Origin of the sequence: Aquimarina hainanensis (genome assembly GCF_042684685.1) — a bacterium.
GTDB classification, from domain to species: Bacteria; Bacteroidota; Bacteroidia; order Flavobacteriales; family Flavobacteriaceae; genus Aquimarina; species Aquimarina hainanensis.
This window is the reverse complement of the sequence record NZ_JBHULX010000039.1, coordinates 844,728-861,632: the sequence shown is the minus strand read 5'-3', so window position 1 is coordinate 861,632 and position 16,905 is coordinate 844,728. Positions and strand designations below refer to the sequence as shown.

General features: G+C 33.8%; 19 protein-coding genes. 1 reads left to right on the top strand and 18 read right to left on the bottom strand.

The window, feature by feature from the left end; translation table 11 throughout:
* Positions 1–268: 268 nt before the first annotated feature.
* The 18 genes from ACFSTE_RS19705 to ACFSTE_RS19620 all read right to left on the bottom strand — a co-directional run bounded on the left by ACFSTE_RS19705 (position 269) and on the right by ACFSTE_RS19620 (position 16,045).
* On the bottom strand, positions 269–898 hold the full coding sequence (locus tag ACFSTE_RS19705) for an alpha/beta hydrolase (protein WP_378255275.1): 630 nt from the start codon (positions 896–898) through the stop codon (positions 269–271).
* Entirely contained in the window at positions 895–1,758 is an 864-nt protein-coding gene (locus tag ACFSTE_RS19700) for an alpha/beta hydrolase family protein (protein WP_378255273.1), read from the bottom strand. The genes ACFSTE_RS19705 and ACFSTE_RS19700 overlap by 4 nt, the downstream gene beginning before the upstream one ends.
* A gap of 128 nt (positions 1,759–1,886) precedes the next feature.
* Complete coding sequence (locus ACFSTE_RS19695) at positions 1,887–2,402, bottom strand: hypothetical protein (protein ID WP_378255271.1); 516 nt, start codon at positions 2,400–2,402, stop codon at positions 1,887–1,889.
* Positions 2,403–2,435: 33 nt separating this feature from the next.
* The gene (locus tag ACFSTE_RS19690; RefSeq protein ID WP_176029960.1) at positions 2,436–2,900 is read right to left on the bottom strand and encodes a hypothetical protein; all 465 of its coding nucleotides are present in this window, start codon (positions 2,898–2,900) and stop codon (positions 2,436–2,438) included.
* Between the two features lie 14 nt (positions 2,901–2,914).
* Entirely contained in the window at positions 2,915–3,037 is a 123-nt protein-coding gene (locus tag ACFSTE_RS19685) for a hypothetical protein (protein WP_378255269.1), read from the bottom strand.
* Between the two features lie 188 nt (positions 3,038–3,225).
* Positions 3,226–3,822, bottom strand: coding sequence for a hypothetical protein (locus ACFSTE_RS19680; protein WP_176029963.1), 597 nt, complete (start codon positions 3,820–3,822; stop codon positions 3,226–3,228).
* Between the two features lie 55 nt (positions 3,823–3,877).
* On the bottom strand, positions 3,878–4,432 hold the full coding sequence (locus ACFSTE_RS19675) for a hypothetical protein (protein ID WP_378298350.1): 555 nt from the start codon (positions 4,430–4,432) through the stop codon (positions 3,878–3,880).
* A 48-nt stretch (positions 4,433–4,480) separates the two neighbouring features.
* Complete coding sequence (locus tag ACFSTE_RS19670) at positions 4,481–4,831, bottom strand: hypothetical protein (protein ID WP_378255265.1); 351 nt, start codon at positions 4,829–4,831, stop codon at positions 4,481–4,483.
* 254 nt (positions 4,832–5,085) lie between these two features.
* Positions 5,086–5,700 carry a hypothetical protein gene (locus ACFSTE_RS19665; protein WP_378255263.1) on the bottom strand — a complete coding sequence of 205 codons (615 nt, stop codon included), beginning with the start codon at positions 5,698–5,700 and terminating at the stop codon, positions 5,086–5,088.
* Between the two features lie 31 nt (positions 5,701–5,731).
* Positions 5,732–6,118, bottom strand: coding sequence for a hypothetical protein (locus ACFSTE_RS19660; protein WP_176029967.1), 387 nt, complete (start codon positions 6,116–6,118; stop codon positions 5,732–5,734).
* Between the two features lie 65 nt (positions 6,119–6,183).
* Positions 6,184–6,330 carry a hypothetical protein gene (locus ACFSTE_RS19655; protein ID WP_378255261.1) on the bottom strand — a complete coding sequence of 49 codons (147 nt, stop codon included), beginning with the start codon at positions 6,328–6,330 and terminating at the stop codon, positions 6,184–6,186.
* A 34-nt stretch (positions 6,331–6,364) separates the two neighbouring features.
* On the bottom strand, positions 6,365–6,982 hold the full coding sequence (locus ACFSTE_RS19650; RefSeq protein ID WP_378255259.1) for a hypothetical protein: 618 nt from the start codon (positions 6,980–6,982) through the stop codon (positions 6,365–6,367).
* Between the two features lie 75 nt (positions 6,983–7,057).
* On the bottom strand, positions 7,058–8,275 hold the full coding sequence (locus ACFSTE_RS19645; RefSeq protein WP_378255258.1) for a hypothetical protein: 1,218 nt from the start codon (positions 8,273–8,275) through the stop codon (positions 7,058–7,060).
* Positions 8,276–8,278: 3 nt separating this feature from the next.
* Positions 8,279–9,019 carry a type VI secretion system tube protein TssD gene (tssD, locus tag ACFSTE_RS19640; RefSeq protein ID WP_378255256.1) on the bottom strand — a complete coding sequence of 247 codons (741 nt, stop codon included), beginning with the start codon at positions 9,017–9,019 and terminating at the stop codon, positions 8,279–8,281.
* An 850-nt stretch (positions 9,020–9,869) separates the two neighbouring features.
* Entirely contained in the window at positions 9,870–13,196 is a 3,327-nt protein-coding gene (cas13b, locus tag ACFSTE_RS19635) for a type VI-B CRISPR-associated RNA-guided ribonuclease Cas13b (protein WP_378255254.1), read from the bottom strand.
* Positions 13,197–13,255: 59 nt separating this feature from the next.
* Complete coding sequence (csx27, locus tag ACFSTE_RS19630; RefSeq protein WP_378255252.1) at positions 13,256–13,903, bottom strand: type VI-B CRISPR accessory protein Csx27; 648 nt, start codon at positions 13,901–13,903, stop codon at positions 13,256–13,258.
* Positions 13,904–14,172: 269 nt separating this feature from the next.
* Positions 14,173–14,658, bottom strand: coding sequence for a hypothetical protein (locus ACFSTE_RS19625; protein WP_378255250.1), 486 nt, complete (start codon positions 14,656–14,658; stop codon positions 14,173–14,175).
* Positions 14,659–15,283: 625 nt separating this feature from the next.
* Positions 15,284–16,045, bottom strand: a complete 762-nt coding sequence (locus ACFSTE_RS19620; protein ID WP_378255246.1) for a phospholipase D-like domain-containing protein — start codon at positions 16,043–16,045, stop codon at positions 15,284–15,286.
* Between the two features lie 431 nt (positions 16,046–16,476).
* Here ACFSTE_RS19620 and ACFSTE_RS19615 point away from each other — a divergent pair, with 431 nt between their 5' ends.
* Entirely contained in the window at positions 16,477–16,902 is a 426-nt protein-coding gene (locus ACFSTE_RS19615; RefSeq protein WP_176029976.1) for a PaaI family thioesterase, read from the top strand.
* Positions 16,903–16,905: the final 3 nt, after the last annotated feature.

Here is a 16,905-nt window from a genome sequence, read left to right as displayed (position 1 = left end):
GTAATCGATTTCTTTCTTACGTAAGAAACAAAATATACACAGGGTAGGGCTACAGTTGTATTTATGACCTTTATGGGGGAATTTCCCTTCTGTAAAAACCGTGTTTTTCCTCTAGGATAGCACAGAAGATAGGTTTACTTTTACGATTGACTGTAAGAATGTATTTAGTACATAAAGCTTCTTCACTTGACCACGTAATCAGGTGAAGAAGTATTTTTTTTGACACTCAAAAAAAGGATAATCCCCAAGGTAGTTTACCAATAGAAGACTAGAGTAGTGGCTGTAGGGTTTTCCAGTCTAATTCATGTCCTCCCTGATGGGTAATAAATCTGATACCAGGTAAAATATCTTGTACTCTGGATTTCTCAGCAATTACTTTACTTTTTTCGAAATAGGGATCATTCGCTCCTAAGATGTGTAGTTTTTGCGTTGTTTCTGGCAAAAACAAGAAGTTTTCTTTAGTCAGTTCTTTAGGAAATCCTCCTGATATCAGTACCAACGCATTGCAGTTAATTTTTCTGCTGGCAATCCATCTGCTGGCAATACTTACTCCCTGAGAATAGCCCAAAACATTGAGGTTTACATGACTAGGGATGTTTTCTGAGGTCATAATAGCATCAATATAATTCAGTACATTTTGTGTGTCTATAAGGGTGTTTTCCCGGGTTAACCAGCTCGATCCGACACGCTTATATTGCTCGTCTTTATAATATTTGGCAGGTGCCTGCGGAGCGATTATATAGTTTTCTTCTGGAGGAAGACTGGAGAACAACCGAATAAAGTACCTGCTGAGATAGCCGATTCCGTGAAAGACCAACCATACATTTTTGGTGTGATCTGTAAGTGAATTTAATGTATCATAAGTATTGGAAGCCTGATAATTGACCTGTTTGTTCATGGGGTTTTATGTTGTTTTTCGAACCAGTTTGTTACAATCGGCCACAATATATCTTTATTTTTTTGTCTAAAAAAATCAAAGTGTCCGATTTGAGACAATCCGTAATTTTTAGGCAAGAGATGCAGTTGTTCGCTCATCGCATTTGTATATACGTTTTGAGTCAGGGCTTTTACAGATTTTGTAGGAGCATAGGTGTCATCTTCGATACTGATCAATAACATAGGGGTATGAATTCGTGTGTGGTGTGTAGTGTTGTTTTGTTTGGCGAAATAAAGCATGGAATCCGGATGTAATAAGAAGGTCCCCCAATCTTTGGCTGCTTGAGAAGGCAGTGAATTCCCTAACCCAAACCAGCCGGCAGGATAATACCCTAACAGGAATGTGGTGATAGGAATGATATACCTGAAATTGAGAGTGATTAAAAAACGCATTGTAGCAGAAAAATTGTTAAAAACTCCAAATTGCGAAGCAACGAAAAGCTGTTTGTCATAATACTGATATACGTCACTGAGTCCAATTGTATTACCTCCATAGCTATGACCGATCATGTATAGCGCATGATGAGAGTATTTGTTTTTGACATGAAGCGAAACCGTTTTAAAATCCAGTGCCCAGGAAAGAAACCCATCTTTTTTTAAGCGAGTAATTTTTTTGGGTTTCGAAGATCCGATTCCTCTATAATCAAAAGTGATTACGTGATATCCTTTTTCAGATAGGTAAGTAGCCAGGTGGAAATAAAACTTTTGAGGAACAGCAACTGCCGGGGCAAAAACAATGGTTTTTTGTATTGAGCATTCAGGAATAAATTCATGAACTGAAATAGGAAAAGAATCAAATGAGGGAAGCAGGTATTGAATCATATATGTTCTCTGTTTTTTTTGATTGTACAACAGTAGTTCTTATTGTCTGAAAGAAAACAATAATACGGTATTTTGAGAAACAAGGAAGTTATATCTATTGATATAACAGCTTTGATATTTCAATTCTTTTACTTTGGTTTTATAATAAAAGGAGAACCGTCTATACTAAATGTAATTTCACTAATATTCTGCTCATATCTTAAAAAAGCTTGAATATAGAAGTTTTCCTTTTTCCATATCATAACGAATGGTTTCTCATTAAAAGTACCTTCTCTTAGATCAACTTCCCTCTTTCTTGTACTTGCTACGATACTGTCTGAATCCTCTTTTGTGATACTTTCACTTGTTATTGTGTATGATCCAGAAGGCACTAAAATAGAATTAGGCACTCTATATTTGTTAACTAACGAGGAATAAAATTGTTTATCTATAATTTTATAAAAACGTAATGAGATTGATTCGAGTACGTCGCTTTTATCAACAACAATTGATATCGCATAATATGATACCTCAAGAAAATACTTTTTAATATCCTTATTAGGAATATAATAAAGATATTTTCCATGCAATTTGTTCTCGAAGTCTTTTCCTATTACTTTTTCAAATACAGAAATATGTTTTCCTAATAATTTTTCAAATTCCATAGTATTATACTACAATGCATCATTAAACCAAACTTAATAATAAGCTATAAAAAGTCCTTCTCCTCCCTTCTTTACATACTCAAAGGAATATATCTTATTTTGTTTAAGTAAAACATAAAATTCTATTTTGTTATCTACAGTCAAAAAGTAAATATTTTCTTTATCATCATTTTCTATAAATTTAACTAAATCAGTTCTTTTACTTTGAGAATAATTCTCAACCTCAAATTCGGATTTCGTATTTAACAAATAGTTTTTTTTAGATTTTATATGAACAATATGCTTCCTAAAAAGTTTCATTATACGATCCCTTATTTCGATAGCATTAGAGTCTTCAAAAAAGTATTGTTTATATAAATCATCAGAAGGAATATTCGATTTATAAACCGTATTAAAAAAAGAGGTTATCATTTCTTCATTAGATGTTTTTTTACTCTGACAATGCACTAGAGTAGAAGTGATAAAGAACAACACTAAACTTATCTTTAAGTTACACATAATTAGTAGCGCCTTTATTTTTGATGTGTTTTCCTTTCTTCCTGAGTTTTACCATCATCCTCAAGTAGTGCTTTGTGTTGAATTAATATAGCTTCAACTAACTCTTTTTTTGCCTGATTAATATTTTCAAAATGCATTCTTGTTTTCCTCTGATAATTTCACGTATCTCTTTGTAATCAACTAATTATTAAGACGCTACATAGTTTCCAGACATAAACATGTACTCACCAAAAATTCAATAAAGGGGAGTATCTTTTAATGTAACACTCCCTTTTATTTAGATTACAATAGCTTGGTTGTTAGTTAACTTTCTTTGTTGTTTTAATCAAGAGATTTCGTACTCTTTCGAATAAACTATTTTCCAGACACCATCTTTTTTTTCTAAAAAAACGATAGCTGAACTACCGTTTAAATATCCTCTTGTAGTACCTATTGACAAAACAGCTTTAGTATAATTATCACTAAACGATATATTTGAAAAATAAATCAGAATATCATAATTCTTATTTATATGTCTCTTATCTGATTTTAACAAAAGAGTGTCAACAATATCCAATTTAAACGCTTTGGGAACTTCAATTTTGGATATATCAATTAACACCTCATCATTAAGTGTAGCTAATTTTTTTAAAAGATTATTAAACTCTTCCCCATAACTATCATCTTTAACAAATCTTTTTTTCTCCTGTTCTAACACTGGAAATAAAGCTACATCTTGACTTTGTTTCATAATAGAATCAATTTGGTTAGTTGTAAAAAATGGTTCTTGACCTTCTGGTGGTGGAGGTGGCTTAATAGGTCTACCTGCCTTATCGATAAGCAATGATATGATCTCATATGTATTCTTTTCTTTCTCTTTTTCATTAAATTGACAAGAGTTTAAAAAAAATAGCCCCCCAATTATTAAAAATACATTTTTCATTATTAGTTACAGTTATTAGACTATTAAAAAAACTATCGTACTCTATCAATCCTTGTCAATAGATGTATAGCATTTCACTCTTCTCTATTTCCCAATTTCCTTTGATATTATTTAGTAGACATAAATAATATCCTCCATTTTTTATTGATATTGTCGTGAGGGCTTTTTTATAGTTTTTATCAAACGAAATTCTAGACAAATACAATTGTCTATCATACATGTTATACTGTTCTTGTTTTGTTTTTGTAGTGTCTATAAATATTAAATTATATCCTTCTTTAACCTTTATTTTTTTTAGATCAAGATTAATATCTTCTCTAAAGGTATTAAATGTTTCTAATAGCTTTAGATACGATTTTTCTTCTTTTTTATTTGATAGATTAAGCCTTTCCCTTGTAAACTTTAATACTTTATTTATTCCTATAGTAGGATTAGAATTAGTATCTGAATCCGCTTTTTTTTCTCCTTGGGGATGATCAAACTTCAAGGAAGTTCCAAATTCATCTATTAATAGAGAAACTACTTGATAAGTGTTTTTTTCTAATAAATCAGTATTCCCAGATTGACATGAAGATATAAGGAACACTAATATTATAAATGCAGGTTTCATGGTTAGTTAGGGTTTAATTGAGTATAAGTCAGTATTATTAGTTTGTGGTTAATCAAAGGAAATAGGCTCATTTTTCCATTCACAATATATAATTCTAGCATCTGAAGAACAATGAGGTATTTTACTTTTACTAATATCATCAAGTACTTTTAAAGCAATTTCCTCATATATAGGGAGTAACATTTTAGCCGCCCACACCCTTACTCTGGCTATATCATGACTAAGCAGATCTTTCATCTCTTTTAAATCAAAATTCTCTTCTATATAATATTGTATTTTGTACGCTTTTTTAATTTTAATCTCTTGAACTCTATCATCATCAATTAAAACACTTATATATTCAGAGAGTATAGCTTCAACTAACTCTTTTTTTGCCTGATTAATATTTTCAAAATGCATAATAGATTATCTTTTATAATTCAAGTGGATATGGCTATATTCTTGTTTTTGTTGAAATATTTTATCATTGTTTTATTTTTCAGTATTATTTTTTCGAATAAAAGAAGTCCATGTTTTGAGGGGAGTATTACAAATAACACCCCCCCCCCAAAAAATTAATTTTGGGGAATTATTATCTTGCCCTCTGGACCTTCATATACTTATTATTTCGTAAGTAATACTTTTATATTTCTTCTAATTTTGACGATAGAAATTTAGTTATCTGGAAGAGGAGGCAATTTCTCAAATACTTCATGCCCTTCTTCATTTGACCCTAACGCTATTGATAAAAGAAACATCGTTTTAAAATATGGTTTCTCATAATCACTCTCGTCTAAGATGTCCAAATGTACTTTAGATATCGTCTTAAAATCAGCTTCATTTCGATACATCACTTTTTTTACAGCTTGCTCTAATTGATGTAATTTTGTATTCTTAAAATCAGATAGAGAAGAAAAATTCCCTTCTGTTATAACTTTTTTAAGAACACAATCTTTATCATAATTTGTCTTGAAATCAGCCTCCAACAATCTAATGAATAAAGCATTTGGTCGAGTAGCAGGAATATAGTTTATTCTATTCATTTCTTTCAAAAAAGCAATATATTCTTTTCCTGATTTATTTTTCAAGAAGTTGTTCTGCACTAAAAAAGCTTCATATGATTCTAATTCTTTTTTTAGATCAACTCCCCCTTTAGTAAATGCTTCGTAAACACATGACAGAGTTATGTCTTCTATGGTACGATCTTTATGTTGAGGATATAACCAATTCGAAAAAAGTATTGCGAATAAAAGAGACCTAAAACTAAGAGCCTTCCATTGGTTAATCATGTTGTTTTCTTTTAATGTTTTTTAATGATAATTATATAGCCTCATCATCTTTAACTTTTTTACTAAAACGATCTATCCACCCTCCTTTAATCATATGTTCAGCTTTTAGCATCTCGCTAATCTCTACAAGATCCACCATCTTTTTATCATCTTTGTAAAATATCTTATATTCTTCATTACATTCTTCGAAAATCCTAAATAAAGAAAATAATAAATTGCTTTGAGTACGATGAATTATTTTTTTTAAACCTTTTATCTGATTATCTGTAAGGTTTTTTACAAAATCCACTTCATCTGCTATTATAAAAGGTGGGTTTTCTTCCATCTTTAATTGATCTATATAGGCAATCCCAGGATCATAACATTCTGAGATTACTTTTTTTCCGTAATCGCTTAAAATTTCTTTATCAGGTTTCATTATAAAAATTAATGATTTTAATACTCTTCCGATAAATGAGTCATTTTCTTTTAATAAAAACACACTTATCGATACCCATATTTTTTTTCTCTATCTCCATTTGGCTTGTTCCATTCAATAAAGCTTATATCAGAAGGTTTAAATTCAATTGCAATACCCAATCCACTAATACATCGTCCCGGGTCACTAATTTTTGTTAGATTACAGACCATAAAGGTACTCCCACTTTCTCAGGTAGTACCCCTCTTATTGGGGTATGTGTGTTCGTAAATTTTTATACTTGCATTTTTGAGCACGGTCACAAAGAATAACATCTCCATTAATTTTTTTAGTTAGGATATCTAATAATTCTTCCCGTAATATATAAGGGTTCATTTTTTCTGGGATGTCAATAAAATTAGCTTCTTTATCATTTAGCATAGCGAATAATAGAATCCGGTTTCTGGTATATCCTTCTGTATGCTTGCCCTGTATATTCTCTAAAAAAGGTTTTATAGAAATGGAATCATTTGTATGTGTAATTCTATGTAAATAAAAGACACAGTCTTTTTTATAGGTATAGCTTGTAGATGCAACCTTAAAATCAGAATAGTCTAATTGAAAAGGTCTTCTCAATGTTCTAGCCTTATTAAACATCCAATCCTTATATTTGTCTCTTGTATGTCTTATACCTTTTATAGTACTGAGTGTTTTCTTAAAATTCAAAACACTAACTAAGGTATCTTTATGTATTATTTTTTTTAAATCATGTGTAACTGAATCTATCAGAGAAGTCTCTTTTATAGGAATACTGTTTTTGGGCGTATAATTCTTGCAACTAACACAAAAGCTGACAAGCAGTAAAATAAGAATACTATTTTTCATCTTTTTATATTTATTGTTTTTTAATGGTCAGATGGAATCGCCATATCATAATACTGTTGGGTATCCACATAGTTGTTATGGTTTATTTACTATATTATTTTTTTTGTTTCTCAATTGATATAGCTCTAATTTCATAGGGAAATTAAAGTTAAAGTTATATATATCCTCTAATAATTTTGTTTTTTCCAAACTATTTGCTGTATAATTAGCGACACCGAGAATCTGATCGATAAATATAAAGCTAAAGTTATCATTTTCTTTATTAACAACGATGGTAAACGAGTGATAGTCGGCATTATAAGCTCCTATAAAAACATAATAACCATTATCAGGACATTTTGTTTTGATATATTCAACTGGGCTTTCTTTAAAGCTTTTTAGTTCAGTATCTGTATTTCCTGGTTGTCCGTTACTTAATAAAACTTCATTGTTATTTATATCAATAACCGTAAATGTTTTAGGGGATTCTGCATAAGTTTTAGCAATCAATGTATTTCGTACTCCATCGGTAGTAGCTTCTCCTGCTTTTTTAAAATCATTTGGGGTAACTCTATTGGCAGAAGGTAAGTGGTTTTGATCTTTTCCTAAGTCTAAATCACTAGGGTGGTCTAAAAGTTCATATATAATGTATTTATGAGTGTCTGTACAATGGTGGTATCTATTAGCATCTCCTCTACTGTTATACTTGGCATTATTAGCAATGGCATATTTTTTTATTTTTTCAATTTTTTCTTTACTAAACTGCCATTGATTAGCAACTTTATATACTATTTTCATCCTGCCGCAGTATACATTTTTATACTCTCCTACATTAAAATCATCTTCATTATCATTGGCATAAAAATCGATGTAGTATTCTTTGCTTTCTTTAGCAGTATGGGTTATCTCGATCTCGAATTGGTCTCCGTATTTTTTTTTGAGTTGGGTACTGCTAGTAATTTTTATATCTGTGTCTTCGATAGATAATTTTGGTTCTATATATCCATCGTCATCCTGCTCGAATACACTAGTATAGCTAATTCCCTTCCTTACTTTAAACGATAATTTTAGCTTTTTTTTATTAGTTAGAAGCTGTTGTACTATTATGGTACGTTTATTACTATCCAGATATTCAGAGAGGGTTGCTTCTTCTTTGGTATCAGATAGTTCATCTCCGTTTATTTCAAAGATATTTTTAGAACTGTCTTTTATTTTTTCTGGTATGATCTCTACGATAGGTAGAAATTCATCTATTTCTATAGGAGGAAAGGTATAGCTGTTACTAGGGTTGTCAGATTGGTATATGGTGGGCATGACTTATTGTTGTTTTATGGTTTTTAATGGAATTCTCATGGTATCAGCAGTCACAGTATAGTCTGTTAACTGGTCATTAGGTAATACCTCATTATTGTATAGGAAATCAACTTCGGTGTCTTGCAGGTCAATGGTTATAGGGTGTCCTATCATTTCTTGTGTTTGTACCACCAGATAAACGGATTGATCCTTTCTGGGAGTTTGGATTCTATTACCAGCGGTATCTTCTAAGAAGGAAGTGATAATCTTTTTGGGTTCTTCCTCACGTGTTTCTCTTGGCGTCACTATTGCCTGATGTCTCTCCGGGTTCCATCTATTCTCATGGATCAGGGTATTAAGATGTAATTCCCCTGCACTGATTCTAAAATCGATATAGGCAGCCTGTGCCGAATTGGCATCAAATGCTAAGTGGTAGTGTAATCCATGTGCATTATAGAAATTAATAGTCGTTTCTACGGCGCTCAAATCGTATTTATAGATAGTGATGGTTCCTTTCTTCATTAGAGAAGGTTGCAATACCCAATCCACTAATACATCGTCCCGGGTCATAGGAACCCGAATATCGATAATCCCCGCAGTAATATAGGGATTGGGGCGTCCTGTATGATCTGCTGTCTGTGAGAACTCATAATCACAGAGCAATAGCGGATATACCTTATTGTCTAGTACTAGTTCAGCTTTAAAGCCCATATTGTTGATGATTTGTGTTTGTGATTCTATTGATAGCACAATATAACTAATCATGTAATACTGTATACAATAGTATCCATTTTTTTTGCAGTAGTTTCAGTAAATAGTGTATCGATGCCCAGTATATAAAGCGTATTCTAGTTATTGGAAATGATCCTGGTTAATAGCTACTTGTTAAGAAGAAGAAGCACGTAAGGGGATAAAAGCAGTGTTTTTATGTAAAAAAGAACACACACACTTAAACAGGGGTGAACCCCCATCGCAGCCCCTTATAGCCTGTCTTATAGAGGATCGATGGGTGCTGATACCCCTTAGAACCCCTTATAGCACACGTTCTAAGCGTTCCCGAACTGTTTCGAAGAATGCTTTTAATCAATCGAAACATTCATTTAATGCTTGTCTATCCACAGTTTTGGGCATAAGCCCCTTAATGAACGCCCTTTTTTATATTATTTTGGGCAAACAGCTATTAGTAACAAGGCTTAGAACCCGTCTTGGAAGCCTTCGAAATATTAATTTAATGTTTCGAAATACTTTTTGCTGGGCTAGACCCTATAGCCGGAGGGGGTCGCCCCCTTGTTTACTGTATACAGCTGTGGAGATCAGTAGTTTTGTATGCTGCTATATATTATTATTTCGTTGTGAGTACCTTACAAAATTAGGGTATTCCCAACAATAATAGCAGCGTAATGAAACCAAATCTGGTTGTGAGTACCTTACAAAACTAGGGTATTCCCAACGATGTCTATTATAAGAATCTCTATAAACCTGTTGTGAGTACCTTACAAAACTAGGGTATTCCCAACATACATTATTTAGATATCAATGAGAAACATGTTGTGAGTATCTTACAAAACTAGGGGCTCAATCGTCTTTTAACCATCGTTTTTTATAAAGAATGATCTTATAGTTCTCGATATTCTGCTACGAGTTCCCGGATTTTATATTGTATCTGATCTGCATAGTGTCTTTTCTTATCTCCGGCGGATAGAGCAGGAGTTACTAATCGCATCAGTTGCGGACTTATATATTGGTTATGGGCAACTTTATTGCGTAGATGGATTAATAATTCTGCGCGCCCCAGGGGGGTATCGTCTGTCAATGGTATTTTCTGTCCTGTGATTAATTGTCGATAGCCTTCTTCATTGATATTGTTTTTATTTTTTAAGAAATAACCCAGATAGTGTCTAAAGTTTTGATTCCCCTTGTGATCCAGCAATTGGTCTTCTGCTCCGATCGCGCAGCTGTGTATATGTTCTTCTAATCGATGGATTTCTCTAAAAATAATCTCTCTTCTGTTTCTGGAATAGGTTTCTAATTCTGTGAGTAATTCCTGATACTCCCATGGGTGATGGTCATATTGCAGGAGGGTCATCACTCGCTTATCACGCAGTAAGCGATAGATCTTACCTGAGTCTTTTAATGCAAAATCTCCATAGATTCTTCCGTCGAGTACTGATATTCTGAATCGTTGTGACCATAGATGGTTTTGATTGATGATATTATCAGAGGTGTCTCCCGGGGTACGGGCTCGTTGGAGGAGTGCTTGATGGTTTTGCTCTTTTTTCTGAGCACGGCTAAGAAAGCAATCCTTTAGAGAAATATCAGGAAAATCCTGATATAATAAGGAGCGTAATAGGTAGGTGGCCATTTCTGCTATCAGAACATCCTGCCTGTTATACCTACGGATGATTCCTTCGTTTTTATAGAGTTTGTTTTTTAGTGTGGGGGTGGCTTCCTGATCATGAATCTGAGTTTTGATAGAAGGGATTTTAGGGTCTAAGGATAGCGGAGAAGTGGTTTCAGCTCTCAGGTAATAGGTTCTGGGGTAGCTATAAAATTCCTGAACTTCTGTCAGGGAGCTTAGGGTATGCTCGAACCAGGCTGCTTTTGGGGTGTGTTGGTGATTTGTGTCTGTGACAGTAGGCGTATCATCAAAAAGACCCCGGGATAGGTTGATAGGGGCTGCTTGCAGATGTGCCAGGTATTCTTTGTTTACATACAATACATATTTCCGTTTTTCAAATCCTAACCAGAAAGCTGAGTTTTTTTTAAGCTTTTTTAATTTTTTATGAATCGGTGTTTCGGAATATGCTTTTTCTAATTGCGATAGTTCTTCCTGGTCTAATTTTCTCAGATAGGATATGCGCTCTTGTAGGTAGCGATCAGCAAACAGGATGAGGTTGGGGGGCTTTAGTGCCTTTTCTAAGAAGGGGTGTTCGTTCTTGGAACTGTAACCAATGTCTTTCTGCAGGATTACTATGATTTGTTCCTGATAGTGATCGTACTGTGATAACATCGCCTGTAATTCCCGGCTATGTGTACTTTTCCACTTTGTTCTGGTGTTTTTAGAGATAAAACGTTTGATATCCTGACAAATCCAGGTGGCAAGCTCTCCTTTTTCTGTATTGGTTAACCAGTTTTTGAGCCTTGAGGTAGCATCAGCTGTTTTTCTTAGCGCATTTCTTTTTTCGATAGAGAGCTGAATTTCTCTATGGAGGTCTTTTCTTAGTTTATCGGTCTGAAGCCCTTCCTTCATAGGTTTTTTGCTCTGATCAGGGGCTTGTTTTTTAACCTTGGTTTCATAGATTCTATCAGGCAGTGTGCCGCGTTGACCACTGGAGATCATCTGGTCGATATTGGTATCGCTTAGATACTGTGCCCTGATTTTATCTCTAAGCCTGTTTTCTAGTTCTCTTCGTATGGTTTCTTTGGGGATTCCTTGTTGTAATTTTTGTAATACGGTATAGACCATGGCAGGGAGTTCATGAACGCTTAGATATGCAGTTGGCGGGGATACTCTGGCGATATCTTCTAACCCTAATTCCTGTAGCACCGTTTTTTTATCTTTTCGGTTTTTTCGGTCTTTATCAGGGAGTCTTTTCGTAACCTCGGTATGGTATATCGCTATTTTATTGTTTTCTATAGCGTAATGTGCTCCGGGGTATCGCTGCCAGGCTGTATGATCAGAAGTGTCAGGAGTAAAGAATGCTTCCTTGGCTTTCTGGATGGCGGATAATTTCCCGAACACCTTGATTTGTTCTTTGATTGATCGATCTATTGAATGAAGGGTAAAAGAAAAGTTTTTTTCCCTTCGGTCATGTTCATAGGTGCCCAGAACAATCTGAAAGAATAACCGGGTAAAATTAAGGGTCTCATCCAGAAATCGTATAGCAAAATAAGGAAACTTATCTTCATATCGTCTGCGAATTATCTGATGAGATATTGTAGAAGCAAATAGCCCTTGTTCATTCTCTTCATGGTCTTGTATATATTCATTAATATCTTCTATAAATTCCCATTGATACTTCTTCGCTAACTGATTATAGAGAGGAGTGGGGCACTTACTTAGCTCATCGAGCATTTGTAGTGCTAATGCCATATCTGAATAATCGCTGCGGAGTACTTTTTTTATTTTTTTGAAACATCGGTAGGTAAACACCCATCGGGTTACCTGAAAAGAAAGTGTTTCTGTGCTTTTAAACCCTCTGGTATGATCCAGAAATTCCTCCATCTCTTTTCTGGGAAGAAATAAAGAGATCAAAAAAGCGAATCCTTTTGTGGATATGGTATGGTTTTTTCTCGTAGAGCTTAGTGAAGGGAGTAATGCCCAATCTTCTTTTTTATCCTTATTGTGTAATGGGCTAATCAGGTGACTGAAGACTTCTTCTATTTCTTTTTTTAATGCGCTTCCTTTTAGTTGTTTGAGTGCATCGTATCGCTTAGGGAGACGAATCTCCATCGTTTCTTCATTAAAACGCTGCCGCATCACATCTTTTACTGTATGTAGTAATACCCGATCTAGCCAACGACTGAGTTTGGGATCGAGATAAACAGTGTGATGAATTTTATGGGTATAATAATTCCTCAGATTACAAATGGTTCTGTACAATGTTCTGAGCCGTGAGATAAGAAGTGCTCTTATCTCAGTTAGATCCGGAGGGGTATCGCTGGATACCAAAGACTCCGGCATCCATAATTGATCTGCCCAGTTAAAGTATTGTAACATTTTTTTTGTTCTGTAGTTCCAATCTCCCTGACTGATCTGCTCTGGGAATAAGTGATCTATAATACCATAGATATCAGGTATTTTTTTTGTAGGATTAAAGGTTGTCCATAATGAAATCAAGGCTTGTTCCAGATTTAGTTGCGCGTCATTACAGAAGGAAGCGAAGTAATGCTTATCCACTGTAGAATGGCAGTCATAATGAGTTTGTTTGGCTACGAGCATGTGTTGTTTTTTTAATAAATTAATTATGTCATAAAATGAGAGGGAGGAGGATATGCAGCTTATTGGGTTTTCATATATCCATTAAAGTGTAGGAACAGTTTTTCTACCATTCGCTTTCTGAAATAAGGTGTGATCAAATAAGCAATAATGCTTATTGATAGAAAAAGAAATAGTAGCTTACTAAACAGGGCGTCATCGCTGTAAAAATATAAGAAGATAGTACCAAAAGAAGCCAGTACAGAGAGAGCTGTAATCTGACGGCAAAGAAGATAGAAACTATGAAATCCCTCTACTTCGCTATTTTGATTGGCGGCTTCTAAGATATAATACACCTCATCAAAATAAGCATCCCAGGTTTTATGAGTGCTGTCCAGTGTTAGTTCTGATGCTCCTTTTATAATAACAGGAAGGTGCTCTCTGAGATCAGGGAGGATTCGTTGTATTTCCTGAGAAGAGGCGACTATAGAGGAAATAGGCGCTCTTAATCCTATAGATGTATAAAAGCGGGGCATTCGCCAACTTATCGCATAGAGCGCGAGCCCGGCAAAAAGTGCACAGCCAAAAAGCAAGGTTCCTTCATAAAAAGAAGAGATGTCAAATGTTAATGAAAATACTGAAAAATAAGAGTTTAGATAATGAAGGCAGAATATCGCAAAAACCCCGGGCAGTAAAATGGCTAAAAGAGAGTATAAAGAAAGTTTATTCATGTACAAGTTGGAACTAAATGAAAAAAATAAATCTTTAGGGAGTGCCTGATTGTGTATTTCAGGAGTATATAATTACTAAAATAGTGTTTTTTATCCAATTATATATTTGATTTGATTCTGTTTTTGTTGTTACAGATCTTATTTTTTATAAACCTTTTTTAGGCGATTAAAAATAATGGTGTTCAAAGAAATTATGAGAAAAGAGTTTATAAAGCAGTGTTTTATAGAAATATGTAGGCTAGTTTGATGACTATTAATGATTCGTATCTTTATAGTAAACCTAAACTTTTGAGTAAATCCAAAATATGTTTACCCTTTAATCGATTTATCAATTCGTATTGAGTCCTGTCATCGATTTGATATGTAGAAGTCCATATTACTTGAAAACCATAAGTATTTCGAATATTTTGAACAGCTGCTACAGTTTTTCCTCTTGTTCTACTTGCACATATTATTATATCACAGTTATATGTAGTAACCAAACCAACTAATCTATCATGTAAATTAGTGTTAGGATCTCCTTGGCTTTCAATTCCTATAATTACTCCTTCAATTTCTATAACCAACCTAAAATCATTCGATATAGGTATATTCGAAGGAATAGGATAAATAGGAATATATGTAGGGAATGTTGTTAGCAATAAATTTGAAAATTGCCTCAAACTTTCTGTTTTCCCCTTTTCTCCAGTATTCCAAATAGTAAGAATGGTTTTTTGTTTTGAGTTTGCTTTAATTATATTATTTACTTGGGTCATTAGTTGATGAGTTTTAGATTTTCTAGATTTAGGCTAACACCTTATAATAGATACATAATTATTTTATCGGTCAATAATACTTATAATAAACAAAAATACCTTACGGTTTTCCGTAAGGTGAAACCAATAAAAAAGGGGGAGGAACACTATGGTTTTATAGGTGTTACATCCGGCAACTAAATCAATAATAAAAAGAGAAAACAAACCTCCCATCGACATAGAAATTCATTCCACGTATAAAATTTCGGAACCCCTTTTGGATATTCGCAGAGCTGCCCATTTTCTTTTCCGGGATAACCAGCACCTCCATATTTGGATACATTTGACTTAGGAATATAAGCAACCTCTATACTTCTATGAATTCATTCTTAATTAATAACAGGAACAAAAGAAACTCGTTCTATATGTATGTCACTGAATACCGGGAAATGAAATGAGAGTTGATTTGCTAATTGTCCCATTCTGAAATTTACTCGTTTTATAATCTCACGATCTAAAGACTGATAATTATGATCAAAGCGACTTAATATATCTCGTACTGCTCTCTTTAGTATTTTTTGCTGAATATGTTATTTTTATCAGTCTATACTAATTACTGCAGAGCCACCCGATTTACTTCTTATTTTTAATTAATAGGCTCAGGGTACAATTGTTTTCCCCAATACTGTATGTCTCTTTCTGGTATATCAGAATGATGCAAGAGTTGGTACAGCTCTTCTTTGATCTCTTTTATCACATTAGGATCAGTTGTTCGTATTCGGGTTTCATAGTTGTGTTTTGTTCCACTTGCGGTAAAATTCAAGGAACCTAAATAGGCAATTTGATCGTCTATCAAATAAATTTTTCCATGAATAAATGTATCACTTAATGCTGTCGTATCGGGTGACATATACACCTTAAAGGGAAAAAGCTGTGAATACCAATAGGAGTAGATTCTTTGGTTTTTTATTTTGTTCTTATAAAGCTTTATGATCAGTACCATTATACCAATAGGAATGAGCGCCAAGGCAATTTTTATATCTCTAAAGAAATAGGCAATTCCAATGCATATTGCTAGAAGCCCCAAGGTGATGTAGGTTAGAATTTTTGAAATATCGTTCCATTTTTCACGTTTTTCGACTGCTTCTCTGTCTGTTTCTTTATTTTGGAGAATCAGCTGATGTATATTTCTTTCATAATCCCCATAAAAATCTTCAATAGTGTCGGTTGTAATCAGTTCTATATCTAAGTTTCGTTTTCTGAAACGGATCAACTCAGCGATTAAAAATGGCGAAAGAAAGGGGGAAACAATTTTTATAGATTTTTTAGCGTTCCGGATATCATTTAGGAGTTTTTTTCCAGCTCCTTTTCCGATATAAATATCACAATTAGCACCGTTGTAAAACATGCTGTTTTTTTTATTGTTTTGATTGCCAATGATAAAGATAAAAAATAAAAGTACCTTACGGAATTCCGTAGGGTGAATATAGGTAAACTACTTCGTGGACTTATCGCGAGGTAGCTTATTCCCATTAGCAGGAATAGTTTTCCTCAATTGAGATTTTTAATTCTTTCCATTTATTTTGATTAGTCAATGATACCGATAAAAAAGAAAAGAGGGAGGAAGCTATTATTTCTCAAAGTCAGAAAAAAATCAGATAAAGATCCTGATTCCTGAAATGTATACTGGCGGATCTAATCGATTGTATAGCAGTGTTTTTTGCGAGGTGTATAAAAACAAACAGATGGTGTTCTGATCAGGGGAGGAGTACCCTTGTTACTAAAAATAGAATTATTGCGGATCAATGCGTACTTTTACCTTTGAAAATTGACGTATAGATGGATTTGACAAAAGAGCAAATATTGCAGGAATGTAATAAAATCTGTAAGGATACCTTGATGGAAACACTGGCGATACATTTTTGTGATGTGGGAGAAGATTATCTGGTAGCAAAAATGCCGGTAACCTCCCGGGTATACCAACCGGATAAGGTATTGCACGGAGGCGCTATGGTAGCATTAGCAGAGAGTGTAGGGAGTGCTGCTTCCATGATTTTTTTAAACTCCAGTGAATTTTATATCCGTGGGATAGAAATCTCAGCCAATCACGTAAAAAGCATTCGAGAGGGATATGTATATGCTACGGCTCGTGCGGTTCACAGAGGGAGAACTACCCAGTTGTGGGATATCAAAATTAAGGATGAAAACGAACAGCTTATTTCTTCGGTTAAATTGACAACGATTGCCCTGCCAAAAAATAAATAAGAA